General features: G+C 74.6%; 23 protein-coding genes and 1 riboswitch. Of the genes, 9 read left to right on the top strand and 14 right to left on the bottom strand.

The genetic code is table 11. The annotated features are described in order from the left end of the window. Nucleotides 1-97 precede the first annotated feature (97 nt). Together Q7T67_RS06735 and wecB are read left to right on the top strand one after the other, a co-directional pair. Complete coding sequence (locus tag Q7T67_RS06735) at nucleotides 98-1132, top strand: 6-phosphofructokinase (RefSeq protein WP_304787307.1); 1035 nt, start codon at nucleotides 98-100, stop codon at nucleotides 1130-1132. A 15-nt stretch (nucleotides 1133-1147) separates the two neighbouring features. Continuing rightward, on the top strand, nucleotides 1148-2251 hold the full coding sequence (gene wecB / locus Q7T67_RS06730; RefSeq protein ID WP_370695367.1) for a non-hydrolyzing UDP-N-acetylglucosamine 2-epimerase: 1104 nt from the start codon (nucleotides 1148-1150) through the stop codon (nucleotides 2249-2251). 3 nt (nucleotides 2252-2254) lie between these two features. Here wecB and Q7T67_RS06725 read toward each other — a convergent pair whose 3' ends face one another. The 9 genes from Q7T67_RS06725 to Q7T67_RS06685 form a co-directional block, all read right to left on the bottom strand. After that, a complete protein-coding gene (locus Q7T67_RS06725; protein WP_304787304.1) occupies nucleotides 2255-3025 on the bottom strand; it encodes an SDR family NAD(P)-dependent oxidoreductase in 771 nt (256 codons plus the stop codon). A 137-nt stretch (nucleotides 3026-3162) separates the two neighbouring features. Continuing rightward, the gene (locus tag Q7T67_RS06720; RefSeq protein WP_304787302.1) at nucleotides 3163-3846 is read right to left on the bottom strand and encodes a histidine phosphatase family protein; all 684 of its coding nucleotides are present in this window, start codon (nucleotides 3844-3846) and stop codon (nucleotides 3163-3165) included. Further along, nucleotides 3843-4586 (bottom strand): 6-phosphogluconolactonase, encoded by a 744-nt coding sequence (gene pgl, locus Q7T67_RS06715; RefSeq protein ID WP_304787300.1) that lies wholly within the window; start codon nucleotides 4584-4586, stop codon nucleotides 3843-3845. Before pgl ends, Q7T67_RS06720 begins: the two co-directional genes overlap by 4 nt. Next, complete coding sequence (locus tag Q7T67_RS06710) at nucleotides 4586-6493, bottom strand: glycoside hydrolase family 15 protein (RefSeq protein WP_304787298.1); 1908 nt, start codon at nucleotides 6491-6493, stop codon at nucleotides 4586-4588. Before Q7T67_RS06710 ends, pgl begins: the two co-directional genes overlap by 1 nt. After that, on the bottom strand, nucleotides 6484-7599 hold the full coding sequence (locus Q7T67_RS06705) for a glucose-6-phosphate dehydrogenase assembly protein OpcA (RefSeq protein ID WP_304787296.1): 1116 nt from the start codon (nucleotides 7597-7599) through the stop codon (nucleotides 6484-6486). The genes Q7T67_RS06710 and Q7T67_RS06705 overlap by 10 nt, the downstream gene beginning before the upstream one ends. Before the next feature lie 2 nt (nucleotides 7600-7601). Beyond that, nucleotides 7602-9125, bottom strand: coding sequence for a glucose-6-phosphate dehydrogenase (zwf, locus tag Q7T67_RS06700; protein WP_304787294.1), 1524 nt, complete (start codon nucleotides 9123-9125; stop codon nucleotides 7602-7604). 26 nt (nucleotides 9126-9151) lie between these two features. Then, entirely contained in the window at nucleotides 9152-10090 is a 939-nt protein-coding gene (gene gnd / locus Q7T67_RS06695) for a phosphogluconate dehydrogenase (NAD(+)-dependent, decarboxylating) (RefSeq protein WP_304787292.1), read from the bottom strand. Then, nucleotides 10090-11769 carry a hypothetical protein gene (locus Q7T67_RS06690; protein ID WP_304787290.1) on the bottom strand — a complete coding sequence of 560 codons (1680 nt, stop codon included), beginning with the start codon at nucleotides 11767-11769 and terminating at the stop codon, nucleotides 10090-10092. The genes gnd and Q7T67_RS06690 overlap by 1 nt, the downstream gene beginning before the upstream one ends. Beyond that, nucleotides 11762-12682: an ROK family protein gene (locus Q7T67_RS06685; protein WP_304787288.1), complete on the bottom strand. Its 921-nt coding sequence runs from the start codon at nucleotides 12680-12682 to the stop codon at nucleotides 11762-11764. The genes Q7T67_RS06690 and Q7T67_RS06685 overlap by 8 nt, the downstream gene beginning before the upstream one ends. A gap of 97 nt (nucleotides 12683-12779) precedes the next feature. On the opposite strand from Q7T67_RS06685, the gene Q7T67_RS06680 reads away from it, so the two are divergent. Continuing rightward, entirely contained in the window at nucleotides 12780-13697 is a 918-nt protein-coding gene (locus Q7T67_RS06680; protein WP_304787284.1) for an NAD(P)H-binding protein, read from the top strand. A 71-nt stretch (nucleotides 13698-13768) separates the two neighbouring features. Then, on the top strand, nucleotides 13769-14575 hold the full coding sequence (locus Q7T67_RS06675; RefSeq protein WP_304787282.1) for a hypothetical protein: 807 nt from the start codon (nucleotides 13769-13771) through the stop codon (nucleotides 14573-14575). Nucleotides 14576-14697: 122 nt separating this feature from the next. Here the strand turns inward: Q7T67_RS06675 and glpX are convergent, their stop codons facing one another. The 3 genes from glpX to Q7T67_RS06660 form a co-directional block, all read right to left on the bottom strand. Then, nucleotides 14698-15687, bottom strand: a complete 990-nt coding sequence (gene glpX / locus Q7T67_RS06670; RefSeq protein ID WP_304787279.1) for a class II fructose-bisphosphatase — start codon at nucleotides 15685-15687, stop codon at nucleotides 14698-14700. A gap of 123 nt (nucleotides 15688-15810) precedes the next feature. Then, a complete protein-coding gene (locus Q7T67_RS06665) occupies nucleotides 15811-16623 on the bottom strand; it encodes a septal ring lytic transglycosylase RlpA family protein (protein WP_304787277.1) in 813 nt (270 codons plus the stop codon). Nucleotides 16624-16633: 10 nt separating this feature from the next. Further along, a riboswitch (cyclic di-AMP (ydaO/yuaA leader) is annotated at nucleotides 16634-16803 on the bottom strand. 89 nt (nucleotides 16804-16892) lie between these two features. After that, nucleotides 16893-17552 (bottom strand): hypothetical protein, encoded by a 660-nt coding sequence (locus tag Q7T67_RS06660; protein WP_304787275.1) that lies wholly within the window; start codon nucleotides 17550-17552, stop codon nucleotides 16893-16895. 324 nt (nucleotides 17553-17876) lie between these two features. Between Q7T67_RS06660 and Q7T67_RS06655 the strand changes: the two genes are divergently transcribed. The 4 genes from Q7T67_RS06655 to Q7T67_RS06640 all read left to right on the top strand — a co-directional run bounded on the left by Q7T67_RS06655 (nucleotide 17877) and on the right by Q7T67_RS06640 (nucleotide 22729). Beyond that, nucleotides 17877-18977: a sigma-70 family RNA polymerase sigma factor gene (locus Q7T67_RS06655; protein ID WP_026911418.1), complete on the top strand. Its 1101-nt coding sequence runs from the start codon at nucleotides 17877-17879 to the stop codon at nucleotides 18975-18977. A gap of 245 nt (nucleotides 18978-19222) precedes the next feature. Continuing rightward, a complete protein-coding gene (locus tag Q7T67_RS06650) occupies nucleotides 19223-20401 on the top strand; it encodes a type IV pilus twitching motility protein PilT (protein ID WP_304787271.1) in 1179 nt (392 codons plus the stop codon). Nucleotides 20402-20526: 125 nt separating this feature from the next. Then, complete coding sequence (locus Q7T67_RS06645) at nucleotides 20527-20889, top strand: helix-turn-helix domain-containing protein (RefSeq protein WP_304787269.1); 363 nt, start codon at nucleotides 20527-20529, stop codon at nucleotides 20887-20889. An 88-nt stretch (nucleotides 20890-20977) separates the two neighbouring features. Next, the gene (locus tag Q7T67_RS06640; RefSeq protein WP_304787268.1) at nucleotides 20978-22729 is read left to right on the top strand and encodes an N-acetylmuramoyl-L-alanine amidase; all 1752 of its coding nucleotides are present in this window, start codon (nucleotides 20978-20980) and stop codon (nucleotides 22727-22729) included. 40 nt (nucleotides 22730-22769) lie between these two features. Here Q7T67_RS06640 and Q7T67_RS06635 read toward each other — a convergent pair whose 3' ends face one another. After that, nucleotides 22770-23234, bottom strand: coding sequence for a Fur family transcriptional regulator (locus tag Q7T67_RS06635; RefSeq protein WP_304787267.1), 465 nt, complete (start codon nucleotides 23232-23234; stop codon nucleotides 22770-22772). 109 nt (nucleotides 23235-23343) lie between these two features. On the opposite strand from Q7T67_RS06635, the gene Q7T67_RS06630 reads away from it, so the two are divergent. Further along, nucleotides 23344-25257, top strand: a complete 1914-nt coding sequence (locus tag Q7T67_RS06630) for a hypothetical protein (protein WP_304787265.1) — start codon at nucleotides 23344-23346, stop codon at nucleotides 25255-25257. Between the two features lie 86 nt (nucleotides 25258-25343). On the opposite strand, the gene Q7T67_RS06625 is transcribed toward Q7T67_RS06630, so the two are convergent. Continuing rightward, the gene (locus tag Q7T67_RS06625; protein ID WP_304787263.1) at nucleotides 25344-26477 is read right to left on the bottom strand and encodes an ArsA-related P-loop ATPase; all 1134 of its coding nucleotides are present in this window, start codon (nucleotides 26475-26477) and stop codon (nucleotides 25344-25346) included. Nucleotides 26478-26614: the final 137 nt, after the last annotated feature.

The raw sequence follows: 26614 nt of genomic DNA, 5'->3' as shown, positions 1-26614 counted from the left end.
ACCGGCGGGGCGGACCGTCCACCGGGGCGACCCGAACGGCGGGTGCGTGCGACGTCCGGCCTGCCCGGGGACCTCGCGCCGGCCGTAGGGTCGGCGCATGCGCATCGGGATCCTCACCGCCGGCGGCGACTGTCCCGGACTCAACGCCGTCATCCGCGCGGCCGGGCGCAAGCTCCTGCGGGAGGGGCACGAGCCGGTCGGCCTGCTGCGCGGCTACCGGGGCCTCGCCCACCGGGACCACCGCCCCCTGGACCACGAGGCGCTGTCGGGGCTGCTGCCGCTGGGCGGCACGATCCTCTCGACCTCGAGCTACGACCCCTTCCGCCACGACGACGGGCCGCGGCTGGTCCGCGAGGCGCTGGGTCGCGGCGACGTCGACGCGGTGATCGCGATCGGCGGGGAGCACACGATGGAGATCACCCGACAGCTGCACGACGAGCTCGGTCTGCCGGTCGTGGGGGTGCCCAAGACGATCGACAACGACATCGTCGGCACCGACCGCACGTTCGGGTTCGACACCGCGGTGCACGTCGCGACCGAGGCGATCGACCGGCTGCACTCGACCGCGCAGTCGCACGACCGGGTGATGGTCGTCGAGGTCATGGGCCGCAACGCCGGGTGGATCGCCGTGACCGCCGGGATCGCCGGGGGCGCGGACGGGGTCCTGGTGCCCGAGGTCGACGTGCCGGTCGAGCGGATCGCCGCGACGATCCGCCAGCGGCACGACCGCGGGAAGGACTTCTCGATCATCGTCGTCTCCGAGGGCGCCCGGCTGGCCTTCGAGGACGGACGCAGCACGAAGATCGTCGCCAACGCGGAGACCGACGAGTACGGCTACGAGCGGCTCGGCGGCATCGGCGGCGCGCTCGCCGCCGAGCTCGAGGCCGCCACGGGCTACGAGACCCGGGTCGTCGTCCTCGGGCACATCCAGCGCGGCGGGACCCCGACGGCCACCGACCGCGTGCTCGCCACCCGCTACGGCGTGGCCGCCGCCGAGACCGTCCTGGCGGGCGCCTTCGGCACGATGGTCGCGCTGCGCGGCGCCGAGATCGAGCCGATCCCGCTGGCCGACGTGGTCGGCGTCAAGGGCGTCGACCTGCGGCTGCTGGAGCTGGCGGAGGTCTTCTTCTAAGACGACCGTGTCAGGATCCGGGCGATGCGCATCGTCACCGTCGTCGGCAACCGGCCGCAGTTCGTCAAGGCCGCCGCGGTCTCCCGTCCGCTGCGGGCGCGGCACGACGAGGTGCTGATCCACACGGGCCAGCACCACGACGACGCGCTGTCGGCCGTCTTCTTCCGCGAGCTCGACCTGCCGGCCCCCGACCACGAGCTGCGGCTCGGCGGCGGCAGCAACCTGGCGCAGACGGCCCGGATGATCGCGGAGCTCGAGGGCCTGGTCGTCGCCGCGCGCGAGCAGGGCCCGGTCGACGCGCTCCTCGTCTACGGGGACACGAACACGACGCTCGCCGGCGCCCTCGTCGCCGCCGACCTGGGGATCCCGATCGCGCACGTCGAGGCGGGGATGCGCTCGTTCGACCGCCGGATGCCCGAGGAGCGCAACCGCGTCGTCACCGACCACCTGTCGCAGCTGCTGCTCGTCCCGACCCCGACGGCCACCCGCAACCTGGAGCGCGAGGGCCTGGCGGACCTGGCCGTCGACGTCGGCGACGTGATGACCGACGTGACCCTGGCCGTGCATCCGCGGGCCCGGGAGCGCGCGGGGGAGTGGCTGGCCGAGCGCGACCTGACGCCCGGCGGCTACCTGCTGGCCACGACGCACCGCGCGGGCAATGTCGACACGGCCGACCGGCTGGCCCTGCTCGTCGACGTGCTCGTCGCCGCCGCGAGCCCCGAGCGGCCGCTCGTCCTCCCGCTGCACCCCCGGACCGCCGCGCGACTGCGGGAGCACGGCGAGGACGATCGCCTGCGCGGCGCCCCGGGCGTCCGCATCGTCGACTCGGCGGGCCCCCTGGACTTCGCGACGCTGCTCGTCGGCGCCGAGGCGGTGCTGACGGACTCGGGCGGCGTGCAGAAGGAGGCGTACCTCGCCGGCGTCCGCTGCGTCACGCTGCGCGACACGACGGAGTGGGGCGAGACGGTCCAGACCGGGTGGAACACGCTGGTCGACCTCAACGCGGAGGCCGCCGTCCAGGCCCTCGCCGTGCCGCTCCCCGCCGGGCGCCCCGAGGTCTTCGGGGACGGGCGCGCGGGGGAGCGGGTCGTGCAGGCGCTGGAGCGCGCCTTCGGCTGATCCCTACTTCGGCGCCATCCGGATCGCGCCGTCCAGGCGGATCGTCTCGCCGTTGAGCACCGGCTGGCTGATGATGTAGGCCGCCAGGTCGGCGTACTCGGACGGGCGGCCGAGGCGGGCTGGGAACGGCACCTGGGCGCCGAGGGACGCGCGGGCCTCCTCGGGCAGCGCGCCGAGCAGCGGGGTGTCGAACAGGCCCGGCGCGATCGTCACGTTGCGGATGCCGTAGCGGGCCAGGTCGCGGGCGACCGGCAGGGTCATCCCGACGATCGCGCCCTTGGACGCCGAGTACGCGGCCTGGCCGATCTGGCCCTCGTAGGCGGCGACCGACGCGGTATTGACCAGCACGCCGCGCTCGCCCTCGTCGTCGGGCTCGTTCTCGGACATCGCCTCGGCGGAGAACCGCAGCGAGTTGAACGTGCCGAAGAGGTTGATCCGCAGGACCGTCTCGAAGGGCTGCATGGGGTGCGGGCCCTTCTTGTGGTGGAAGATCTGCTGCGGCCAGCCGGTCCCGGCGCAGTTGACGGTGGCCCGCAGCGGCGCCTGCTGCACGGCGGCGGCGACGGCGGCCTTGACGGCGTCCTCGTCCGTCACGTCGGTCTTGACGAAGACCGCCCGCTCGCCCAGCTCGGCGACCAGCGCCTCGCCCTTCTCGTCCTGGATGTCGGCGATCGTGACGAACGCGCCGTCGGCGTGCAGCCTGCGCGTCGTGGCCTCGCCGAGTCCCGAGGCACCACCGGTGATGAGGGCGCTCTTGCCCTTGATGTCAGCCATGGGATCGACCCTATCTGGCTGACCAGCCAGCGGGGTGTGGGACGCCGGCACCGATCGGGAGGGACCAGTCCGCCGGGGCCCGCACCGGCCCTCCTGCGGCGCGCCGACCCGGGCACCGGTCGGCCGGGTGCCGCCGCTCAGGTGTTCCAGCGCACGAGGGCGGGGCGGCCCCGCTCCGACCCCAGGATCGACAGCGACGCCGTCCCCAGGACGAGCTGCGCGCCGAAGCCCGCGGGCTGCTCGAGCCACCGCGCCGCGAGGACCCGGAGCAGGTGGCCGTGGGCGACGACGAGCACCGCGCCGCCGGGCGTCTCGTGGGCGGAGCACCCGTCGTCCGGCGCGGCGTGCCGCCCAGCGGCGACGGCGCGGGCGATCGCCCGGTCGGTGCGGACGCCGACCTCGTCGATGGTCTCCGCGCCCGGGGTCTGCGCGGTCCACGACGTCCAGCCGGGCTGCTCCTCGCGCAGCTCGGCCGTCGTGCGGCCCTCCGCGACGCCGTAGTCGCGCTCCATCAGGTCGTCGTCCAGCGTCGGCCGCGTGCCGGGGACTGCGATCTCGAGCGTCTCGCGGGCGCGGGAGAGCGGCGAGCAGCGGACCGCGACGAAGCGCTCGGAGGCGAGTCGCTCCCGCAGCGCGGCGGCCTGCTCGCGGCCGCGGTCGGTCAGGGGGACGTCCGTGCGGCCGGTGTGCCGACCGTCGCGGGCCCACTCCGTCTCGCCGTGGCGGACGAGCCACAGCCGGACGGACGTGGCCTCGGGCGACCCGGCGAGGACGCCGGGGGTCCCGGCCGGACCCGGGGTCCCCGGGCCGGCGCCGCTCACGACGCGAAGACCTCGTCGGCCCGCGGCCGGGTCAGGGCGGCCTCGTCGGCGACGACGGTCATCGTCTCCGAGCGCAGCAGGCTGGCGGGCGCCTCGATGCCCTGCGACCCGAGGGTGCGCGACAGGGCCTCCGACTTGCCCTCGCCCGTGACGAGCAGCAGCACCACGGCCGCGGCCTTCAGCGCCGGAATCGTCAGCGAGACGCGCTCCGGCGGCGGCTTCTTCATGTCGAGGACCGCGACCGTGACGCCCTCGGCCTCGAGCGAGGGGTGCCCGGGCTCCAGCGACGCGGTGTGGCCGTCCTCGCCGAGACCGAGCAGGACGACGTCCATCGGGGCGTCGCCGATGTCGTGGGCGTAGGCCTTGGCGCGATCTCCCGGCGAGCCGACCTCGGAGAGGCGGTGCAGGACGTGGCCGCGGTCCGTCCCCAGCGCCTCGTCGACGAGGCGGGCGTTGGAGTCCTCGTCCTCGTAGGGCACGCAGCGCTCGTCGGCGAGGAAGACGTCGATCGACGGCCAGTCGTCGACCATCCCGGCCAGGCGCTCGTAGGCGCCCACCGGCGTGCCGCCGCCCGACAGGGCGATGCGCACGCGCTCCGCGCCGCCGGCCCGCGCGGCGGTGATCGCGCCGGCCAGCGCCCGGGCGGTGACGTCCTTGGCGGCCTCCGCGTCGGCGACCGGGACGACGCGGAACCCGTTGCGCGCGGTGAGGTGGGTGTCCTGCGGGACCTGGTCGGACATCAGCGTGCCTCCGGGGGCGTCGGGCCGAACGGGCCGGTCGGGTCGCTCGCGCGGATCACGTGCATCACCGCGTTGATCAGCGCCAGGTGCGTGAACGCCTGGGGGAAGTTGCCAAGGTGACGACCAGTCTTGGGGTCGAGCTCCTCGGCGTAGAGCTGCAGGTCCGACGCGAAGCTCAGGAGCCGCTCGCACAGCTCGCGGCCGCGGTCGATCTCGCCGATCTCGACGAGTGCCGAGACGAGCCAGAACGAGCAGATCGTGAACGTGCCCTCCTCGCCCGACAGGCCGTCGTCGGTCTCGTCGACCTTGTAGCGCAGGACGAGCCCGTCCTCCGTCAGCTCCTCGGCGATCGCCAGGACCGTCGCGCGGATCCGCGGGTCGTCCGGGGGAAGGAACCGGACGAGCGGCAGCATCAGCAGCGACGCGTCCAGCGCGTCGGTGTCGTAGTGCTGGCAGAAGACGCCGCGCTCGTCGACGCCGTTCTCGCAGATGTCGGCGTGGATCTCGTCGGCGATCTCCTGCCAGCCGACGGCGATCTCGTGCTCGCCCCGCAGCTCGGCCAGGCGGGCGCCGCGGTCCAGTGCCACCCAGCACATGACCTTGGACTGGGTGAAGTGCTTCAGCCCGCCGCGGACCTCCCAGATGCCGGCGTCCGGCTCGCGCCAGTGCGCGATCGCCTCGGCGACCTGCTTCTTGAGGATCGGCCAGATCGACTCGGGCAGCTGGTCGCGGGAGCGCGTGTGGAGGTAGATCGAGTCCAGCATCGCCCCCCAGACGTCGTGCTGGTTCTGGTGGTACGCGCCGTTGCCGATGCGGACCGGACGTGCGCCGTCGTAGCCCTCGAGGTGGTCGAGCTCGAACTCGTCGAGCTGCCGCTCGCCCCCGATGCCGTACATCACCTGCAGCGGCTGCTCGCCCCGGGCGACGTCCTGGATGAAGTAGAAGAAGTCGTTGGCCTCCTCGTCGAAGCCCAGGGTGTAGAGGCCCCAGAGCATGAACGTGGAGTCGCGGATCCAGGAGTAGCGGTAGTCCCAGTTGCGCTCGCCCTGCGGCGTCTCCGGCAGCGACGTCGTGGCCGCCGCGAGCATGGCGCCGGTCGGCGCGAACGTCAGGCCCTTCAGCGTGATCGCCGAGCGCTGCAGGTGCGGGCGCCACGGGTGGTCGGGGAACTCGCCGTGGCTGAGCCACTCGTGCCAGAAGTCGGCCGTGTAGTTCAGGCGGGCGTGGGCGTCCTCGAACGTCTGCGGGGCGCCGTGGTTGGACCACGAGAGCGCGATGAAGTGCGTGTCGCCGGCGCGGACGGTGGTGCGCGCACGCGCGCGCTGGGCCTCGAAGCCCAGACGCAGGTCCGTGGTCAGCGTCAGCTCGGTGGTGCCGCCCGGATCCTTGATCCGGCCGATGCCGTAGCCCTCGGAGCCGTACTCCCAGCGGCCGTGGCGCTGGCCGTAGTCGAAGACCGGCTCGCACTCCATGTACATCTCGACGTAGCCGTTGACGCAGCGGATCGTCCGCAGGAAGACGTGGTCGGCGTCGTCGTCGGTGGGCGAGCGGCGGTGGCTCTCGGAGCGCTCGGCCTCGTGGTGCCAGGGGCCGACGAGCAGCGCGTCGCGGACGACGACCCAGCCGGTGCGGGTGCCCCAGGTGGTCTCGAGGATCATCGTGCCCGGCAGGTAGCGCCGGCCGGCGGGGACCGTCTGCCCGACCGGGCCGACCCGGAACTGCCCGGCGTCGCGGTCGAGGATCGCTCCGAACACCGACGGGCTGTCGTGCCGGGGCAGGCACATCCACTCGACACCGCCCGACGGGGCGATCAGCGCGTTCGTCTCGCAGTCGGAGACGAACGCGTAGTCCGCGATGGGCGGGTACGCCGGGTTGGGGTTCGGGCGGTCGACGGGACTCAGGTGCACGAAAGCAGCCTCCGGGCTGTGGCGAGGGCGCCGATGTAGCCGTCGTCCGGCACGAGGGTACGGCGGAGCGCGCGTCCGAGCACGCCCGCCTCCCCGCGGGAGGCGCCGAGGACGGTCCAATGACGTTCGGTGCTGGTGTGCTCGCCGACGGCGGCGTACACGTCGGTGCGGCCGGCCCGCAGGCCGCCGCGGTTGCGGTCCAGCGAGAAGACGGCGCCGGCGCGCGAGGTGACGGTGGCCCCGGCGAGACCCTGGACGCCGACGTCGACGGGGCTCAGCCGCAGACCGACCTCGGCCCCCGACGCATCGCGCGTGCGTCCGTGCTCCGGGGTCCAGCCCAGCCGGTCGGCGAGCCAGCCGAGGAAGAGCCAGGCGGCGGTCTCCGACCCGGGCTGGTGGCGGATCTGGACGTCGGCGATCGACCACAGCTCGCCGCGGCGCGCCGGGGGCTCGTAGTGCGAGGCCAGGCGCAGGCGCCACGGCGTGGCACGCAGCCACGAGAGGTCGACGATCGAGAGCCCGTGGTCGTCGATCAGGCCCTGGGCGGCGTCGAGGCCGGCGGTGTAGTCCGCGGCGTCGGCGGTGTCCAGCAGGACGGTCTGCCCGAGGGTCCCGAGCGACTCGAGGGCGTCCACGTGCCCGTGCGGCGCCCACAGCAGCGTCGGCACGTCGGTGAGGACGATCGGGTCGACGATGGAGTCCAGACGCGTCAGGTGCCGCTGGGCGACGTCCAGGGTGACGAGCTCGCTCGACGCCTCGTCCGGGGTGCCCTCGTGGATCGTCGACAGCGTGACGCGCGCGGACAGCCCGCGACGGTGGCCGTGGACGCGCACGAGCACGGTGCGCGAGGGCGCGTTGCGGCCCACGGCGTCCAGCCGCCGGACGATCTCGCCGGTGTAGTCGGCGTCGACGACCACCACGAGGTTCAGGGCGCGCGCCGGCAGCACGCCGCGGCGGCGCTGGGAGCGCTCGCGCTCGAGGGCGATCATCGCCTGCTCGACCGCACCGGGGTCGACGTCGTCCTGCTGCCAGACCGTGTGCTCGACGGCGGTGCCGTGCGTGCGCGGGGCGGGAGGGCCGAGGGCGTCGGCCGGGGGGAGGGTCATGCTCAGATCGCCCGCCAGCGGTCGCCCGGCAGCAGGATCCGCCGGGCGGACTTCGGGCCCGACGTGCCGGCCGGGTAGTCGTCCGGCGAGGCGGACGACCGGGTCCAGGCGGTGAGGATCGGGTCCATGACCGCCCACTGCGCCTCGACCTCGTCCGCGCGGGTGAAGAGCGTCGCGTCGCCGCGCAGCGCGTCGGTGACGAGCCGCTCGTAGGCCTCGGGCGAGGCGGACAGGAACGCGGTGCCGTACGAGAAGTCCATCGTCACCGGCCGCAGGTTCATGCCCGAGCCGGGGACCTTGGCGGCCAGCTTGATCGACACGTGCTCGTCGGGCTGGATCGAGAAGACGATCTGGTTGGGCTCGACGGTCGTGCCGTCGAACGCGTTGTGCGGCACGGGGCGCAGGGTCACCGCGATCTCGGTGAGCTTGCGCGAGATCCGCTTGCCGGTGCGGATGTAGAACGGCACGCCGGCCCAGCGCCAGGTGTCGACCTCGAGCCGCAGCGCGACGAACGTCTCGGTCGTCGACGTCTCCGGGACGTCGGGCTCCTCCAGGTAGCCGAGCACGTCCTCGCCGCCGACGGTCCCGGGCCCGTAGCGCCCGCGGACCGCGACCTCCTCGATCCGGTCGGGGTCGATCGGGGTGATCGCCCGCAGGACCTTGACCTTCTCCGTGCGGATGTCGTCCGCCGTGAACGTCGTCGGGGGCTCCATCGCCAGGTTGCAGAGCAGCTGGAGCAGATGGTTCTGGACGAGGTCGCGCAGCGCGCCGGACGTGTCGTAGTAGCCCGCGCGGCCCTCGAGCCCGACGGACTCCCCGGCGGTGATCTGCACGGACTGGATGTGGTTGCGGTTCCAGATCGGCTCGAACAGCCCGTTGGCGAAGCGCAGCGCCAGGAGGTTCTGGACCGTCTCCTTCCCGAGGTAGTGGTCGATCCGGTAGACCTGCTCCTCGCGCAGGACGTTCAGGACGCGGGCGTTCAGCGCCAGCGCCTCCTGCTTCGTCGTGCCGAACGGCTTCTCGATGATCACCCGGGTGTCGGCACCGGAGCGGTCCGACAGGCCGTGCGCCCCGAGCTGCTCGATGATCGTGCCGAAGAAGCGCGGCGCGGTGGACAGGTAGAAGACCCGGTTGAGGGCCTGGCCGGCGCGGTCGTCCAGCGCGGCCAGCCGGGGCTCCAGGGCCTGGTAGGCGTCCTCCTCCTCGAAGCCGCCGGAGACGAACGAGATCGTGCTGAGGAACGTCTCCAGCACGAGCGGATCGCACGGCCGCCGCGAGTACTTCTGGATCGCCTCGCCCACGAGCGTGCGGTAGCCCTCGTCGTCGAGGTCGTCCATCGCCACGCCGACCAGACCGAAGCGCTCGGGCAGCGCCCCGTCGTGGGCGAGGTTGTAGAGCGCCGGGAGCAGCTTGCGCTTGGAGAGGTTGCCCGTGCCGCCGAAGATGACGAGCACCGACGACGGCGGGGGCAGCTGGTCGAGGCCCGCCCCGAGCGGGTTCTCGTCGTGCTGGACGTCGTGGATCATCGGCGGGTCGTGCGGGCCGGAGGGCGTCAGTCGTTGCGCTTGACGGCGTGGCCGCCGAACTGGTTGCGCAGCGCCGCGAGCACCTTGGACCCGTAGTCGTCCTCGGTGCGCGAGGCGAAGCGGGCGTAGAGCGACGAGGTGATGACCGGGAGCGGGACGCTCTCCTCGAGCGCGGCCTCGATCGTCCACCGGCCCTCGCCCGAGTCGTCGACCCAGGGCTGGAGGGCGTCGAGGCCGGTGCCCTCCTGCTCGAAGGCGCGGGCCGCGAGCTCGTTGAGCCACGAGCGGACGACGGAGCCCTGCTCCCAGAGGTGCGCGACGCGGGCGAGGTCGAGCTCGGGGTTGTTCTTGTGCAGGAGCGCGAAGCCCTCCGCGAACGCCTGCATCATCCCGTACTCGATGCCGTTGTGGACCATCTTCACGTAGTGGCCCGAGCCGGAGCCGCCGACGTGCTCCCAGCCGCGCTCGCCGATGACGTGGCGGGACCCCTCGGACGTCACGGGGGCCAGGGAGTCGAGGACGGGGGAGAGGGTCTCGACGGCCTCCGACGGGCCGCCGACCATCATGCAGTAGCCGACCTCGAGGCCCCAGACGCCGCCGGAGGTGCCGACGTCGAGGTAGTGGATGCCCTTCTCGGCCAGCTCGGAGCTGCGGGCGGCGTCGTCGCTCCAGCGGCTGTTGCCGCCGTCGACGATCACGTCGCCCTTCGAGAGCAGCTCGCCGAGGTCGTGGACGGTCGAGATCGTCGGCACGCCGTGGGGCACCATGACCCACACGTGGCGCGGGCCGTCCAGCGCGGCGACGAGGTCCTCGAGCGAGCCCACGGCGCGGGCGCCGGTCTCCTCGGCCAGGGCGGCCGTGAGGTCCTGGTCGCGGTCGTAGGCGACGACGTCGTGGTCGTCGCGGCGCAGGCGACGGACCATGTTGCCGCCCATCTTGCCGAGTCCGACGAAAGCGATCTGCATCAGGAGTCCCCCTTGATGGCGGTGGTCAGGGCGGCCAGGCTCTCGCGCCAGTCGCTGCCCAGGCTGACCCGCAGGACGGGCCGGTCGTGGGCACCCAGGGTGCGCAGGTCGCCCTGCGACTGGGCGTGGAAGAGGGTGCGGAACGACGTCGTCGGGTTGGACGGCTCGTCGTCCGACGCCGGGGCGGGGATGGAGCGCTCCGCGCGCGGGTCGTGCTCGAGCAGCAGGTAGTGCCCGACCGCGGGCCCGCCCTTGTGCAGCTGCCCCGTGGAATGCAGGTACCGCGGGCCGAAGCCGGTGGTGACCGCCGCGTCGGTGCGGGCGGCCAGCGCGCTGCGCAGGCGGCCGACCTCGACGCCGGCGTCGGAGCTCGGCGGCAGGTAGGCGAGGATCGCGAGGTAGTCCGGCGCCGCGAGCCCATTGACGAACGACAGCACCGCGTCGACGCTCACCTCGTCCGCGCCCGGGATCGGCGTGCCGTCGGCGACCTCGGCGAGCACGGCCTTCGTGGCGTCCTTCGCGGCCTGGACGTCGGGCTGGTCGAACGGGTTGATGCCCAGGGACCAGCCGACCGTGGCGGTGGCGACCTCGAGGATCGAGAAGGCGGCGCCGAGGGCCTCGGGACCGGTGACGACGAGCTCGAGCACCGGCACGCCGGCCCCCGTCGACTCCGCGACCGCCGCGTCGACGACCGGGTCGTCGCCGGGGCCGCGCAGCACGAGCAGCTGGCGGTCGGAGGCGACCGTCGGCAGCCCGCCGTCCTCCGTGGCCGGGTCGTCGACGACGGGGAGCACGCCGTGGCCGCCCTTGCCCGTGGACTCCGCGATCAGCTGCTCGAGCCACAGGCCGAACGAGCCCAGGCGCTCGTCCTGCACCTGCAGCGCGAGCTTGTCCCTCCCGCCCTTCGCCAGCGCGGCGATCGCGGCGCCGAGCCGGACCGCGACGTTCTCGGGCACCGGCGCCTTCGAGGCGTCGAGCGCCCGGACGCCGCCCTGCAGCAGCGCTCCGAGGTCCGCGCCGGTCAGTGCGGCGGGGACGGTGCCGAACGGCGAGAGGGCGCTGTAGCGGCCGCCGATCTCGGGGTCGCCGTGGAAGATCGCCCGGAAGTCGTGCGCCTTCGCCATCGCCTCGAGACCCGACCCGGGGTCGGTCACCGCGACGAACGCACGGCCGTCGGGGTTGCGCGACCAGAAGTGCCGGAACAGCGAGACCGTCTCGACGGTGCCGCCGGACTTCGTCGAGACGAGCACGAGCGTGCGCCCGGGCTCGGTCGCCGCGTCGACGGTGGCGATCGCGTCGGGGTCGGTCGAGTCGAGCATGCGCAGGCGCAGCCCGCCGGTGCTCGGGCCGGACCAGTGCCAGACGACCTCGGGGGCCAGCGACGAGCCGCCCATGCCGACGAGCACGACGTCCGTGTACCCCTCGGCCGCGACCTCGGCCGCGAGCGCCTCGAGGGTCGCCTGCTGCTGGAGCCCCGTGGTCGGCGCGTCGAGCCAGCCGAGGCGGTCGGCGACCTCGGCCTGCCCGGCGGGACCCCAGAGGGTGTCGTCGCGGTCCCACAGGCGCTCGGGCACGCGCTCCGCGGCGGCGCGCTCGATCTCGGCGGTGACCGCCGACTCCTGCTCGGCGGTGAGGTGCGTCCGGAGCGCGGGGGCGGGGGAGTGGTCGGTGTCAGGCATCGGTGGGGGACTCCTCGAGTCGGGCGAGCAGGGCGGCGCCGCGCAGGCCCGCCTGGGGCCCGTGGTGCGCGACGCGGATCTCGGTGTCGGCGCCCAGGCCGGGCAGCAGCAGGCGGCGGGCGGCCTCGCGTGCGGGCCCGACGAGGAGCTCGCCGGCGCGGGAGACGCCGCCGCCCACGACGACGACCTCGGGCTCCAGCAGCGTGACGACGGCGGCGATGCCGACGCCGAGGCGCTCGCCGAGGATCCGCAGGGCGTCGACGGCGCGCGCATCGCCGGACTGCGCGGCGTCGGTCAGGGCGGGGCCGCCGTCGAAGCCGCGCTCGCGGGCCAGCCGGTCCAGCGCACGTCCGCTGGCCCAGTGCTCCAGGGAGCTCGGCAGCGGTGCGTCGCCGGCCGGGGGCGCGCCGTCGGTGAGGTCGGCGCCGACGGTCAGGTGCCCCAGCTCGAAGGCCGACGTCCGTGCCCCGTGCAGCGGGTGGCCGCCGAGCACCGCTCCGCCGCCGATGCCGGTGCCGACGGTGACGCACACGAGGGACTCGTGGAGGAGCTCGAGGTCGTCGCCCCACGCCTCCGACAGGGCCGCGAGGTTGGCGTCGTTGTCGACGTGCACCGGGACGCCCAGCCGCGAGGCGAGCTCGTCCCGCAGCGCGACGTCGCGGAACGCGTCGATGTTGGCGCTCGAGACGACCCGGCCGTCGGAGATCCGCACGACCGACGGGACGCCGATCCCGACGGCCTCGACCGGGCCGAGCTCACCGACCAGACGGCTGATCTGCGCGAGCAGCGCCTCCGGGTCGTGGACCTCGGTGGGTTCGAGTCCTCGTGGGGTGAGGGTTGTGCCGTCGAGCAGGCCGACCGCGACCTTGGTCCCGCCGACGTCGACTCCCGCTGTCCGGGCCGTGCGATCCATCCCGGCGAGGTTCGCACATCCCCACGGCAGCCTCGCTGTCCGCAGGTGAAGTTCCCGGGCAGCAACCATTGGACGGACGCGCACGTAGTCTGCGGTGATGGTGCAGAGCACGGTGCCCGAGCGGATCCTCCTGACCGGCGCGACCGGTGCCATCGGCGGCCGGCTGCTGCCGGCGCTGCTCGCGCGTGAGCCGCGCGCCCCCGCGGTGCGCGCGCTGGTCCGCAACCCCGACGGCGCGGACCTGCCTGCGGGCGTCGGGGTGGTCAAGGGCGACGTCTTCGCCGGCACCGGCCTGGACGCGGCCCTCGAGGGGGTCGACGTCGCCTACTACCTCATCCACGCGATGGGCCGGGGCAACAAGGGCGACTTCGCCGACCTGGACCGCCGCGGCGCGCGGCAGTTCGGCGAGGCGGCCGAGAGGGCCGGCGTGCGGCGGGTCATCTACCTCGGGGGCCTCGGCGGCAAGAACGCCGAGGAGTCCCACCACCTGCAGAGCCGGGCCGAGGTCGCCAAGATCCTCGCCGCCCACGTGCCGGAGCCCGTGCACGCGCGCGCCGCGATGGTGATCGCGTCCGACAGCCAGTCGTTCGTGATCCTCCGGCACCTCGTCAGCCGCCTGCCGGTGATGATCTGCCCCGAGTGGGTCGGCACCCGGAGCCAGCCGATCGCCGCGCGCGACGCGACGTCCGCCCTGCGCGCGCTCGGCGAGGTCGACGGCGTGCCGGACGAGGTCGAGCTCGGCGGCGCCGAGGTCCTGACCTACCGCGAGATGATGCTGCGGACCGCCGACGCCCTGCAGCGCCGCCGGCCGCCGATGGTGCCGGTGCCGTTCATGACCCCGCGCCTGTCGTCGCTCTGGGTGAGCCTGTTCGGCGGGGTCGAGTACCCGCTGGTGCGCCCGCTCGTCGAGGGCCTGCGCGCGGAGATGATCGTCTCGACGCCGCCGCCCGAGGGCGTCAACGACCGGCCGCTCGGCTTCGACGTCGCCGTCGCCGAAGCCATCGCCGGGGCCTGAGGCCCGGCCGGTGCTCCCCCCGGAGCACCGTGCGACCTCCTCCCGGTCCCCGACTGGTTGACTGCAGGACGATGCCGTTCGTCCCCCTGATCGCGATCGTGATGGTGGTCACCACCTACGTGGCGATCAAAGTGACCCGCGCGCGCCTGCACGCCGCCGAGCGGCGCGAGGGGATCGCCGTGGGCCGGCTCGTCGACCACACGGGCCTCGACGTGCAGACCGGAGCGGTCTACTCGATCCAGACGGCGTCGATCACGACGCCCACCGAGCGCCTGGACGGGATCTGGTCCACGCAGCACCTCGAGCGGCTCGCGCGGTCCTACTGGCTCTACATGGAGCGCTTCTCGCTCGGCCTGGTGCGGGTCTACTACGACGACCGCGGTCGCTACGTGTGCTTCCTCAGCCGCCATCTGCCGCTCCTGGGCTTCTCCGAGCCGGAGTACGAGTTCGGCGAGACCCACGGCGTCGTCCGCTGGCCGATCGACCGCGGCCTGCTGATCTCGCGCAAGGGCCGCGGCCGCGGCTACCTCGAGATCGAGGTCCACCGGCGCGACGGCGTCGGCACGGACGAGCAGCCGTTGAGCCGCACGTACGTCGAGCTCGAGGTGTCGGGCTTCTACCCGACGATGAACTCGGGCCTGGCGTACCTCGTCTACAAGCACACGCAGTCGCGGTACCACGTGCTCCTGGCCTACGGCTTCATCCGCTCGCTCGCCCGGGCGGACCTGGCGCCGTCGAAGATCGGGCGCTTCGCGGCGGCCGTCGACGCGGCCGCCGACGAGGACGAGGTGCCCGCCCCTGAGCGGATCCCGCGGGGCGGGGTGCGCGAGTCCCGCGAGCCCGGGCCGCGCGGCACCCCGCGCGGCCTCGGCGGCTAGCGACGGCGCCCGGCCGCGACCCACCGCGGCGCGGCTCCGGTCACCCGAGAGGGGGCCGGGCCCCGCCCGGAGCGACGCGGGGCCGGACCGCTCCCCACTGCGCCGCGGCTCCGGTCACCCGGTCACGAGATGCCGTAGCCCGGCATGTCGGCGAGCTTGAGGCGGCGGTGCGTGGCGTGCACGCGGCGGACGGTGTCCGAGCCGGCGCGCATGACGACCGACTCGGTGGTGGCGCCACCGCGCGGGGTGCGTCGGACGCCCTGCAGGAGCTCGCCGTCCGTGACGCCGGTGGCCGAGAACATGCACTGGTCCGCGTTGACCAGCGTGTCCTGCGTGAGCTGCTGGTCCAGGTCGTAGCCGCCGGCCACGGCCGCCTGGCGCTCCGCGGCGTTGCGCGGGTACAGCCGGCCGACGAGCGCGCCGCCCAGGCACTTGATCGCGGCGGCGGAGATGACGCCCTCCGGCGTGCCGCCGATGCCCCAGAGCAGGTCGACCGCGGACTCGTCCATGACGGCCAGCAGCGAGCCGGCGACGTCGCCGTCCGAGATCAGGCGGACCTTGCCGCCGGCGGCGCGGATCGCCTCGATCTGCTCCTGGTGGCGGGGGCGGTCCAGGACGACGGTGAGGACCTCGGAGACGTCCTTCTTGCGCCGCTCGGCGACGAGGCCGATCGTCTCGACGACGGGGCGGTCGAGGTCGAGCAGGTCGGCGATGTCGCGGTCGCCGGCGAGCTTCTCCATGTAGACGCACGGACCCGGGTCGAACATCGAGCCGCGCGGGGCGATCGCGATGACGGCCAGCGCGTTGGGCTGCCCCTTGGCGGTCAGCGTCGTGCCCTCGAGGGGGTCGACGGCGATGTCGACCTGCGGGCCCTCGCCGTTGCCCACGGACTCGCCGTTGTAGAGCATCGGCGCCTCGTCCTTCTCGCCCTCGCCGATGACGACGACGCCGTCCATGGCGACGGACTCCAGGACGTGGCGCATGCCGTCGACGGCCGCCTGGTCGGCGGCGATCTTGTCGCCGCGGCCGGCAAGACGGGAGGCCGCCAGCGCGGCCGCCTCCGTCGTGCGGACGAGCTCCATGGCGAGGGTGCGGTCGGGCGTGGTGGTCATGCGCTCTCGGTCGTCTGAGGTGGGTGCCGGCGCGGAGGCGGCGACGATGACGGCCGGGCGGGCCCGGACCGCGGTGCCGGGCAGCTTATGGACCTGAGGCGCGCGAGGGCACGCCCGGCGCCCTCAGCGGGCGGAGGACGGGGTGGCGACGCGGGGGAGGTCGTCGCGCTGGACGAACGAGACCGGGTTCACCCCGTCGACGCCGATCCCGTCCGCGGCGGCCTTCGTCAGGTCGAAGGTGGCGCCGTTGGCGAACGGTCCGCGATCGATGACGGGGACCACGACGCTCCTGCCGCCGCGCCGGATCTCGACCTGCGTCCCGCAGGGGAGGGTGCGGTGGGCGACGCCGACGGTGTCCTTCTGCAGCGTGACGCCGCACGCCGTCGTCCGGCCGTAGAAGCCGGGCCCGTACCACGTGGCCTTCGCCCGGCCGAGGACGGCGATGCGGACGGACGGGACGTCGGCGGTCGACCGGGAGCTGGCGGTGTCGCCGGAGCGCGCGGGGACGGGGACGAGCACCACGCGGAGCTCGTGCACCCGGGTGGACCGCGTCCTCCAGACCGCCGCGAACCGGCCGGTCGACCGCACGCGGGCGGTCGTGGCCTGCTGCCAGCGACCGGAGGGCGTACGACGCTCGACGCGGACGCGGCGGTCCGCGAGGCTCTTCACGAAGCTGCCGGTGACCCGCAGGGGCGAGCCGGTGCCGGCGGAGGGCACGGCGCTCCAGGTGCCCGCGCCCGCGAGCTGGGCGGACGCCCGGGTCGGGACGGCCGGGACCGGCGCGGTCGCCGGGGCGGCCGGGGTGCCGGCCGCCGGGGTCGTCGAGGCGTCGAGGCCGCCCGTGGGGGCGTCCGCGGCCAGGGCGGTGGTGGGGAGTACGAGCAGCGTCAGCAGGCCGGCGAGGGCCGTGCGCCGCACGGAGAAGGGTGCGATCACGTCATCCAGTTGGTTCTCGTTCCGTGCCTACGGGGTGAGCTGTCGGGCTCGCGCTGAACGAGTGCGCTACGGACCAGAAGACGGTCCGATTCGCCCCGACGAGCGGCCTCTTCAGGCTGCTCGCAGTGGGTCCCCCGCCGCGGGTCGAACAGGTCGTCCCGCGCTCGGCGTCGCGAAGTATGGCAGACGTCCCCGGCGTCGCCACGGGCCCCGGGCGGGGTCGGAGGGCGGCGGGCCGGCGGCGCCGGCGGTCGGTCCGGGAGGCCGGCTCAGCGCCGGCCGAGGCGCTTCAGGACGCCGCGCACGACCTTGTCGCCCTGCTTCGCGGCGCCTCCCACGAGGCCCCCGACGCTCAGGCCGTGGCCCTGCTCCTCGGTCTCCGGAACGGGCGTCGCCCATCCGGAACGGGGCGTCGGCGCCTCGGCCCGGGGCGGGGCGGCGTCCGCGGGGGCGGGCGTCCGGGGGGTCCCGCGCGAAGGACGCGCCGCGGGCTTCGCCTTGGCGGCGGTCTTGGACTTGGCCGCCGGCTCTGCCCCTGCGGCGGAGGTGGCCTTGGCGCCGGGCTTCGCCTTGGCGGCGGACGTGGCTCTGGCCGCGGGCTTGGTCTTGGCGGCGGGCTTGGTCTTGGCCACGGCCTTCGGCTTGGCCACGGCCTTCGGCTTGGCCGCGGCCTTCGCCTTCGCGGCGGACGTGGACTCGGCGGCCGGCTTCGTCCCCGTCGCGGCCTTGGCCCTGCTCACGGGCTTCGTCCTCGCGGCGCCGCCGCCCGCCCTGCGGGTCGACGACCCCGTCGAGTCGCCCTCGGGGCCTCCGCCGTCGTCGCCGGACCCCGCCCGTCGCGTGCTGCGCCGACCGGGACGCGTCGCCGGGAGGTTGCCCAGGACGCCCTCGCTCGGTGCCTGGTCCTGGGACTCGTCCGCGTCGGCCATCGTGCGTGGATGGTGGCGCATGCGTCGCTCGGACGCCTCGACGCGTGCGATACCGCACACGAACGGCCCTCGATGACGAATTCGGCCATCGGCGTGCACCTTTTGCGTGCGGCGGGTGTAGTGATGGGAGACGACGCCTCGCCCGTCGCCCTCCCCGCGCCGAACGCGGGAGAGCGGTGCACCGGGCGTGGTAGAGTCTCAGGACGCTGTCGGTAGCCTGGGCCGCTTGCGCCTATCACTCGATACGGCCGACGCACTCCTCTTCTCTTATGCATTTTCTGTCCCGCCGTGGCCACGGCGGGGCTCCGATGGGACGCCTCATATATGTCTGCAGTCGAACTCCAGGAACTCGAAGAGGTCAAGACGCTGGTCCACCGTGGCCAGACGCTCGGCGTGCTCACGCACGCCGAGGTGAAGAAGGCGATCGCTGAGCTCGACTTCGACGACTCCGACGTCGAGGAGCTCAACACCTACCTCGAGAAGATCGAGATCGAGCTCGTCGATGAGATCGATCCGGCCCAGGCCGACCAGGTCGAGCGGGCGCCGGAGAAGCGCACGCGCAAGAAGCGCGTCGCCACGCCGCTGGACCTCCGCCCCGACATGACGACGGACAGCCTCCAGCTGTTCCTCAAGGACATCGGCAAGGTCCGGCTGCTGACCGCCGCCGAGGAGGTCGACCTCGCCAAGCGCATCGAGCGCGGCGACCTCGACGCGAAGCAGAAGATGGTGGAGTCCAACCTCCGCCTCGTCGTCTCGATCGCGAAGAACTACCGCAACCAGGGCCTGCCGTTCCTCGACCTGATCCAGGAGGGCACCCTGGGTCTCGTCCGCGCGGCGGAGAAGTTCGACTACCGCAAGGGCTTCAAGTTCTCCACGTACGCCACGTGGTGGATCCGTCAGGCGATCGCCCGCGCCCTGGCCGACAAGGCCCGGACGATCCGCATCCCGGTCCACGTCGTCGAGAAGCTGAACAAGATCGGCCGCGCCGAGCGCAAGCTCGTCACGGAGCTCGGTCGCGAGCCCACCCCGGAGGAGATCGCCGAAGTCACCGGCATCGACCCCGAGGAGGTCGAGTCGATCAAGCGCTCCGCCCAGGCCCCGGTCTCGCTCGAGAAGCCGGTCGGTGACGAGGAGGAGTCCGAGTTCGGCCAGTTCATCGCCGACGAGCGCGCCGAGTCCCCGTACGAGCGCGCGGCGGAGATCCTCACGAAGGAGCACCTCCGCGAGGCGCTGGAGAACCTGAGCTACCGCGAGCGCCGTGTCCTCGAGCTGCGCTACGGGCTCGGCGGCGAGAAGCCGTGCACCCTCGACGAGGTGGGTCACCGCTTCAACGTCACGCGTGAGCGGATCCGCCAGATCGAGAACCAGTCGCTGAAGAAGCTGCAGTCCCTCGCGGAGGCCCAGAAGCTCCGCGACGTCGCCTAGGCAGGCGCGCTGAGGCAGACGGGGGCCGGCGCATCTCGCGCCGTCCTTCGCTCGGCAGTACTGGCGTACAGCTCTCGCTTCGACGCCACGACCTGCTTGGCCCCCGCCCACCTCAGCATCACCTGCGCCGTCGGCCGGGTTCCGAGGGCGCCGCCAGGCGCCCTTCGTCGTTCCGGTGTGGGTCGATCGTCCATCACGGACGTCGGCCGCTGGCGGGGGAGGCCCGGGCGGTCGACTGCACGGTCATGCCCGTCGACCTCCGTGCCTGCCTCACCGCCCTCGTCGCGGGTGGTGGGTCCGACCTGCACCTGAAGGTGGGCCGGCCGCCCCTCGGGCGGTTCGACGGCGTGCTGCGCCCCATCCTGCCCGGGCTCCCGGCCAACACCCCGGAGGACACCGAGGCCGTCCTCCGGCTCATGCTGAGGACCGAGGAGGCGGCCCGCACCTTCGCGGAGGACAACGAGCTCGACCTCGCCCACCACGAGGAGGGCGTCGCGCGTCTGCGCGTCAACGCGTTCCGGCAGCGCGGGCTCGTCTCCATCGTGTGCCGCGTCGTCCCGGACGCCCCGACGTCGCTCGACGACCTGGGCCTGCCGCGGGCGATCGCCGAGCTCGCCGACGAGGAGCGCGGCCTCGTGCTCGTCACCGGCATCACCGGCTCGGGCAAGTCGACGACCCTCGCGGGCATGATCGACCGGATCAACCGCGCCAAGCCGTGCCACGTCGTCACGATCGAGGACCCGATCGAGATGCTCCACCAGGACCGCGTCGCCGTCATCAACCAGCGCGAGGTCGGCAGCGACACCCGGTCCTTCGGCCAGGCGCTCCGGCGGGTCCTGCGCCAAGACCCGGACGTCATCCTGATCGGCGAGCTGCGCGACGAGGAGACCGTCCGCGCCGCGCTCTCCGCCGCCGAGACCGGCCACCTCGTGCTCTCGACCGTCCACACGATCGACGCCGCGGAGGCCGTCGGTCGCCTCGTCGGCTTCTTCCCGCCCCACCAGCACACCCAGATCCGCGAGATGCTCGCCACGACGCTGCAGGGCGTCGTCTCGCAGCGGCTCGTGCCGCTCGCCGAGGGCAAGGGCCGGATGGCGGTCTGCGAGATCCTCCGGGCGACCGGCCTGGTCAAGGACATCCTGCGCGACGCCGGCCGCACCGGCGAGCTGAACGCCGTGATCGCGGAGGGTGCCCACTACGGGATGCAGACCTTCGACCAGGCCCTCTGCCGGTTCGTCCTGGACGGCGTCGTCTCCCGCGAGGACGCCATGCGCGCCGCCGCCCGCCCGCACGACCTCGACCTGCTGCTGCGGGCCGACGGCCGGTCGGGCACCTCGATGGCGGACGTCGCGGACCAGGCGCGCCGCGGCAACGTCGCCGCCGGGGGATCGCCCCTCGCGCCGGCCGCGCTGCCGGTCGTCTGAGCGGCGCGGGGCGGGGCGGCGTCGGCCTCGTCGGGCCGACCCTCGCCGGGGTGCCGGCGACGTGGGAGACCCGGGCGCCGGGTCGCCGCTGCCGGGCCCGTCGCTTCATTCGGTAAAGTGTGGGCATGGCCGTCGATCCCACCTGCCCGGTGTGCCGCACCGCGGACATCGTCTGCGGCAAGTGGACGCTGCTGCTCGTCCGCGACCTCGCCGAGGGCAACACCCGCTTCTGCGAGCTCGAGCGCTCCCTCACCGGCATCAGCCCGCGCACGCTCTCCCTGCGCCTGCGCGGCCTCGAGGAGGAGGGGATCGTCGCGAGGCGGACCTACTCCGAGGTCCCGCCCCGCGTCGAGTACGCGCTGACGGAGAAGGGCCTGGCCCTGCTGCCGATCATCGAGGGCATGCGCGCGTACGGCTCCCTCTGGCTCGGTGCCGACGAGGAGTGCGCGCAGACCGCGGACCCCGAGTCGGTCGCGCTGCCCGCCTGAGCCCCGCGCTCCCGGGCGCGGACTTGCAACCGTCGCGACTTCGGCCGCGGACCGGAACTCTTCGGGTTCCCCCGGTTTTGGACCCTCGATGTCGTTCTCGCAGGACCGTCCCAGCGACGCCACGTCGTCCCCCGACCTCGCGCCCCGCCTCCCCGTGCTGACCCGCCGCACCGTCGTGCGTGCCGGGGCGGTGCTCGGAGCCGCCGCGACGCTGGGGGCGACCGGGCCCGCCTCCTCCGCGCTCGCGGCCTCCGGATCGCGCCGGATGGTGGTCCGCCGGAGCGCCCTCGGCCCCGGTCGGACGACCGGCCCGCTCCGCGCGCCGCACCGGTTCGACCTGCTCGGCGCGCCCGTCCGGACGATCGCCGGCATCGGGCTCGAGGTCCGTGCCCGGCCACGCGGCGGCCGCTGGAGCGGCTGGCAGGCGATGAGCGACCACGACGGCCACGCCCCCGACGGCCGACGCGCCGCAATGTCCGAGCCCCTGTGGTTCGGTGACGTCGACGAGGTCGAGCTGCGCTCGAGCCGGCGTCCGGCCACCGACGTGCGGCTGGACCTCGTCGCCGTCGCACCCTCCGACAAGCGCGACGCAGGACGGGCCAGCACGCGGGCGGCCGACGCGGGCGGCATCCTCGCCGCCGGCCGCGCGAGCACCCGTGCGACGGGCGGCAGGGCGTCGACCCGGGCCGGCGTGCCGACGATCATCCCGCGGTCCGCGTGGGCGTCGGGCCTCAGCCCCAAGGGGAGCCCCGGCATCGGCTCGGTGCAGATGGCGTTCGTCCACCACACCGTCAACGGCAACGACTACGGCGCCTCCGAGAGCGCCGGCATCGTGCGGGCGATCTTCGACTACCACGTGCGTTCCAACGGCTGGAACGACATCGGCTACAACTTCCTCGTCGACCGCTTCGGCCAGATCTTCGAGGGCCGTGCCGGCGGCATCGACCAGGCCGTCATCGGTGCCCAGGCGATCGGCTGGAACAGCGTGTCGACGGGCATCGCGATCATCGGCACGTTCGAGGGCACCGCCGCGCCGCCCGCCGCGCTGGCGGCCGTCGCCTCGATCATCCGCTGGAAGCTGCCGCTCCACGGTGCGCCGACCGCCGGGACCGTCGCCCTCGTCTCCTCGGGCGGATCGGGCAACCGCTACTCGCGCGGCACCGCGGTGCGCCTGAACCGCATCAGCGGCCACCGCGACGGCTGCTCCACGGACTGCCCCGGCACGAGCCTCTACGGTCAGCTGCCGGCGCTGCGCTCCAGCGTCGGCGACGTCGCCGCGGGCCCGGTCGCCGCACTCACGATCGTCGCGGCAGGCTCGGCCGTGGGGTACGGCCAGGACACCACCGTGACGGGGCGGCTGACGAACGGCGGCAGCGGCGTCGGCGGTGCGACCGTCGTCGTGGAGAAGAAGAGCCCCGGTGGCTCCTGGGTCCCGATGACCCAGGTCACCACGACCGCCGACGGCAACTGGACCGCCGGCTTTCCGCTGCGCGCCGCCAGCCCGGTGCGGGCCACGAGCGGGGGCGCGACCTCCTCGGCGGTCACCCCCGTCCTCGACCCGGGGCTGGGCATCAGCCAGCCGACGAAGTACCCGCGGACGGGGCGCGACCTGACGGTGCGCGGGACGGCCCGCGGCGTCTCCGAGGTCACGATCGTCCTGCGCCGCAAGCAGGGCGGGCGGTACATCACCGCCGCACGACGCACGGCCAAGGTGAAGAACGGCCGGTTCGTGGGTGAGGTGCCGGTCCGGCGCTCCGCGCTGCACGCGGTCTACATCGAGTCGAAGGTCGGCGGGAAGACGTTCCGCTCGTCCACCCGCGGCGTGCGCTCGAAGTCCTAGGGAACCGCGGCGGCCGCACGGCCCGGGGGCGGTCGGCCTGTCAGGCGGGCGTCGCGGCGGCGGCCCGGCACGCCGCGCAGGAGCCGTGGAGCACGACGTCGTGCCCGGTGACCTCGAAGCCGGCGCCCGCGCTGAGGCGGTGGATCGCCTCCTCGAGCCCGTCGTCCGTGAACGGCACCACGGCGCCGCACTCGCGGCAGACGAGGTGGTGGTGATGGTGGTCCGGGGCCAGGCGCTCGTAGCGGGCGATGCCCTGACCGACCTCGATCCGCTGGACGAGGTGCAGCTGCTCGAGCTCGTCGAGCACCCGGTAGATGCTGGCGCGGCCGATCGCCCGGCCGCTGCCGCGCAGCTCGTCCTCGATCTCGAGGACCGTGCGGGCGCAGCGCTGCTCGTCGAGCAGGTCGAGCAGGGCCGTGCGGGCACCGCCGCGGCGGTAGCCGGCGTCCGTCAGGCGATCCTCGGCGCGTCGGCGCCAGGCGGTTCCCGAGTCGGTGGTGCTCATCCCGTCCATCGTAGCCCGGGAGCACCCCGGCACCCGGCCGCCCGGGGGAGCCGCTGCACGGTCGCGTGCAGCCGCGAGGAGCCGGCGGGACCGTGGAGAACGGCCCACCATGCGTCACCCCCAGCTGCACGCGGCGCTCCGCGCCGCCGGTCTCCACGCCGCCCGAGAGCTCGCCGAGCTCGTCCGGGACGGCGACGAGGTGCCGTTCGAGCTGCTCGAGCACGCGCGCCGCGCCCGGTCCGGGGCCCCCGGCCCGACCCTCTACTCGTACCGGCCGCTGGTGGGCCTCTACGTCGAGCGCCACGCGGCGGCGATCGCGTCGCTGCCCGCGGTGGCCGAGGCGCAGCACACGATGGTCGCGGCGTGGGGGGTCGAGGCGTACCTGCAGGCCCGCGGCGTCGATCGCCCGCCGGCCGATCCGCACGAGCGGGCCGCGCTGGCGGTCCGGCAGTTCCTCGAGCGGCTGTTCGAGGACGCCCCCGACTTCCAGCTCCACGAGGAGCACTTCGAGCGGGCGTTCGCCGAGCTGGAGTCCGTGCTCACCGCCGACGCGACGGAGACCGTCGTGGTGATCCCGCTCGTCGGGGTCGACCCGGCGATGCCGACCGTCGCGATCACCCGGGGCGTGGCGCTGCAGCGTCCGGAGGCGCTGCGGGGCGAGGTGCCCGACGCGGCGCTCAGCGGACCCGACGGTCGGCCCGCCGACGCCGTGGCCACCCTGCGCTGGTCCGCCCGGCCCGGGTCGCCCGAGACGCCCCGCCGGGCCCGCGAGGCCGCCCGGCGCCTGATCACCGCGCTGCGGCTGCACGTCGCGGGGGCGACGCCGTCCGCCGGTCCGCTGGTCTGGCTGCGGCCGTCGGGCGCGCCGTGGCGGGCGATGGCCGTCGGGGGGACGTTCGCCGCCCGCGGCGTCGTCGTGCTCGACGCCGACGACGTGCCGGACCTGCGCACGTTCGTGGACCTCGTGGCGCGGCGCCTGCCGCAGACCGGCGAGGTCGCCTGGGCCCTGCGCCGCTGGACGCTGGCCCTGGACCGCGACCGGCCGGAGGAGACCCTCACCGACCTGCTGCTGGCCGCCCGCGCCCTGCTCGAGCCGGAGGGCCCGCGCTCGGGTCGTCTGGCCGGCCGGCTCGCCGCGCTCTGCGCCGTCGGCGACGAGCGGACGCGCCTGGCCCGCCGCCTGGCCCGGCTCGCGTTGCAGGAGCAGGAGGTGATCGCGGGCAGCCGCCGGGTCGACCGCGATCTGCCCGAGCGCGTCGACGAGCTCGCCGACTGCCTGCGCGCGGTGCTGCGCGACTGCGTCGTCGGCCACCTGCGCGGCGACCTCGTCGAGCTGGCCGAGGAGATCCTCGACGGCGTCGCCGACGACGCCCGGCCCGCCCCGGCCGGCTGGCCGTCGGAGCGCCGCGCCGGTCGGTCCGTCGGCGGCGATCCCGTCCCGACGGTCGACGGCTACGAGCTGGCCGACGACCACCGCTTCGACGAGGACGACGAGTTCGAGACCGAGGACGGGCCCGACGGCCCCCCGCGGTTCGCGGACGACCGCGAGTACGTCACGGACGCCGGGGCGGGGGACGACGCGTTCCTCGACGGTCTCGAGCCGGCCGTCGGGACCGTCGACGACGCCATCGACGCCGAGGCGCGCACGGGTCGGCACCACCCGGGGGTCCGCGACCTGCGCGACGCGGGGATCATCCGCTCCGACGCCGCCGCGGACCGCGCCGTGCGCGGGGCCGGGGACCCGGACGGTCCCGCCGTGCACCGACCCGCCGGTCACGCGTCGGCCGGCGCGGGCGACGACGACCTGGAGTCCGTGGTCCCCGAGTTCCGGCCCGGGGGCGGCGACTGGCCGGACGCCCTGCGCCCGCTGGACCCGACGGGCGAGATCCGCGCGTCACGGCGCGCGGCGCAGCCGCAGGAGCTGTGGCTCGACGTCACCTGGGACGAGCCGCAGCTGCGCGAGCCGGCCGACGAGGACGACGACGACTCGACCGGCCCGTGGCCGGTGAGCGAGGCCGGCTGAACGGGGGCCGGGCGGGCGCCGCCGGGGCCGGCCGCGCTTCGCCCCTGCGGGGCCGACCCTGCCGCGGCGCCGCCGCTCCGGCGGCCTCAGCGTCCGGAGGCGACGAGGAGGTCCCGCACCGCGGCCAGGGCCGGCAGGTCGAAGACCTCGCCGTCCAGGGCCGCGACGATCGCGGGACGCGGGTCGCCGACGACGCGCGCCAGCCCCGCCACCGCGACGGCGTCCCGGGCGGCCCGCTCGCGGTGCTCGTCCCACGTGCGGCCGACCTTCGACGCGAGCGCCTCGCCGAGGACGCCCTGCAGCTCTGCGCGCACCGCGGTGCCGTCGCGGTCGGCGGAGCCCGGCGGCACCGTCTCGACCCGGTTGACGACGAGGCCCGTGAAGGGCATGCCCACCTCGCGCAGGTGCTCGCGGAAGAACACGGCCTCCGCCGCCGGGATCGGTCCCGGACCGCTGACGACGACGAACCGCGTGCCCTCGTCGCGCAGGATCGCCCGCACCGCGACCGCCCGCGCCGAGAAGCCGTCGGTCAGCGGGCCCAGCGCCTCGAAGAACGTGGCCAGGTCCCGTACGACGTCGACGCCCGTGAGGCGCTGCAGCGCCGACAGCGCCAGTCCGGTGCCGCGCCGGGCGAGCCGGGCGGCGAAGCCCGTCCGCCCCTGCCCCAGGAGGGCCTGGACGGCCCGGCCCTCGAGGAAGCCCGCGATCCGGTCGGGGGCGTCGAGGAAGTCCAGCGCGTTGCGCGACGGCGGCGTGTCGAGGACGACGACGTCGAAGCGGGGGTCCGCGACGAGGTCGTGCAGGCGGGCGACCGCCGTGAACTCGTGGCTTCCGCCCGCGGCACCGGAGATCTGCCGGTAGAGCGGGTTGGTCAGCACGCGCTCGCGGGTCTCCGGGTCCGGGCTGAGCTCGTCGATCAGGCCGTCGAAGGTGCGCTGCGGATCGAGCATGCAGGCCCACAGCTCGCCCGGGGGCGCCACGCCCAGGGCCGCCATGCGTCCCGGGTCCACGCGCTCGGGATCGTTGGCCAGGGTGCCGAGGCCGAGCGCGTCGGCCAGACGGCGCGCGGGGTCGATGGTCACGACGGCGACCCGCCGGCCCCGGCCGGCCAGGGCCAGGCCGAGCGCCGCCGCGGTGGTCGTCTTGCCGACGCCCCCGGGACCGGCGCAGACCACCACGCGCGCACCGTCGAGCCGGTCCACGAGCGGGCGGACGCTCACGACGACCGCCCGGGGGTCGCGGTGCGCCGGAGCGCCTGACCGAGCCGCTCCGTGAGCTGGGCGACGTCGTCCGGACCGAGGCGACGCCCCGCCGCGGCGGGCAGGGTGACCACCGGCGCCCGGAGCCCGCGGCGCAG

The sequence above is a fragment of the Patulibacter sp. genome (assembly GCF_030655195.1).
In the GTDB taxonomy this organism is placed as follows: domain Bacteria; phylum Actinomycetota; class Thermoleophilia; order Solirubrobacterales; family Solirubrobacteraceae; genus Patulibacter.
Note: the sequence above shows the minus strand (reverse complement) of the source record. Positions and strands in the feature narration are given on the sequence as shown.

Coding starts and splice junctions, on each gene's coding strand:
- Q7T67_RS06675 (WP_304787282.1), top strand. CDS start 13,769: ATGCCGTTCGTCCCCCTGATCGCGATCGTGATGGTGGTCACCACCTAC.
- Q7T67_RS06685 (WP_304787288.1), bottom strand. CDS start 12,682: ATGGATCGCACGGCCCGGACAGCGGGAGTCGACGTCGGCGGGACCAAG.
- Q7T67_RS06650 (WP_304787271.1), top strand. CDS start 19,223: ATGCCCGTCGACCTCCGTGCCTGCCTCACCGCCCTCGTCGCGGGTGGT.
- Q7T67_RS06660 (WP_304787275.1), bottom strand. CDS start 17,552: ATGGCCGACGCGGACGAGTCCCAGGACCAGGCACCGAGCGAGGGCGTC.
- Q7T67_RS06725 (WP_304787304.1), bottom strand. CDS start 3,025: ATGGCTGACATCAAGGGCAAGAGCGCCCTCATCACCGGTGGTGCCTCG.
- zwf (WP_304787294.1), bottom strand. CDS start 9,125: ATGATCCACGACGTCCAGCACGACGAGAACCCGCTCGGGGCGGGCCTC.
- Q7T67_RS06690 (WP_304787290.1), bottom strand. CDS start 11,769: ATGCCTGACACCGACCACTCCCCCGCCCCCGCGCTCCGGACGCACCTC.
- Q7T67_RS06640 (WP_304787268.1), top strand. CDS start 20,978: ATGTCGTTCTCGCAGGACCGTCCCAGCGACGCCACGTCGTCCCCCGAC.
- Q7T67_RS06655 (WP_026911418.1), top strand. CDS start 17,877: ATGTCTGCAGTCGAACTCCAGGAACTCGAAGAGGTCAAGACGCTGGTC.
- gnd (WP_304787292.1), bottom strand. CDS start 10,090: ATGCAGATCGCTTTCGTCGGACTCGGCAAGATGGGCGGCAACATGGTC.
- Q7T67_RS06735 (WP_304787307.1), top strand. CDS start 98: ATGCGCATCGGGATCCTCACCGCCGGCGGCGACTGTCCCGGACTCAAC.
- Q7T67_RS06645 (WP_304787269.1), top strand. CDS start 20,527: ATGGCCGTCGATCCCACCTGCCCGGTGTGCCGCACCGCGGACATCGTC.
- Q7T67_RS06630 (WP_304787265.1), top strand. CDS start 23,344: ATGCGTCACCCCCAGCTGCACGCGGCGCTCCGCGCCGCCGGTCTCCAC.
- Q7T67_RS06635 (WP_304787267.1), bottom strand. CDS start 23,234: ATGAGCACCACCGACTCGGGAACCGCCTGGCGCCGACGCGCCGAGGAT.
- Q7T67_RS06705 (WP_304787296.1), bottom strand. CDS start 7,599: ATGACCCTCCCCCCGGCCGACGCCCTCGGCCCTCCCGCCCCGCGCACG.
- pgl (WP_304787300.1), bottom strand. CDS start 4,586: ATGTCCGACCAGGTCCCGCAGGACACCCACCTCACCGCGCGCAACGGG.
- glpX (WP_304787279.1), bottom strand. CDS start 15,687: ATGACCACCACGCCCGACCGCACCCTCGCCATGGAGCTCGTCCGCACG.
- Q7T67_RS06680 (WP_304787284.1), top strand. CDS start 12,780: ATGGTGCAGAGCACGGTGCCCGAGCGGATCCTCCTGACCGGCGCGACC.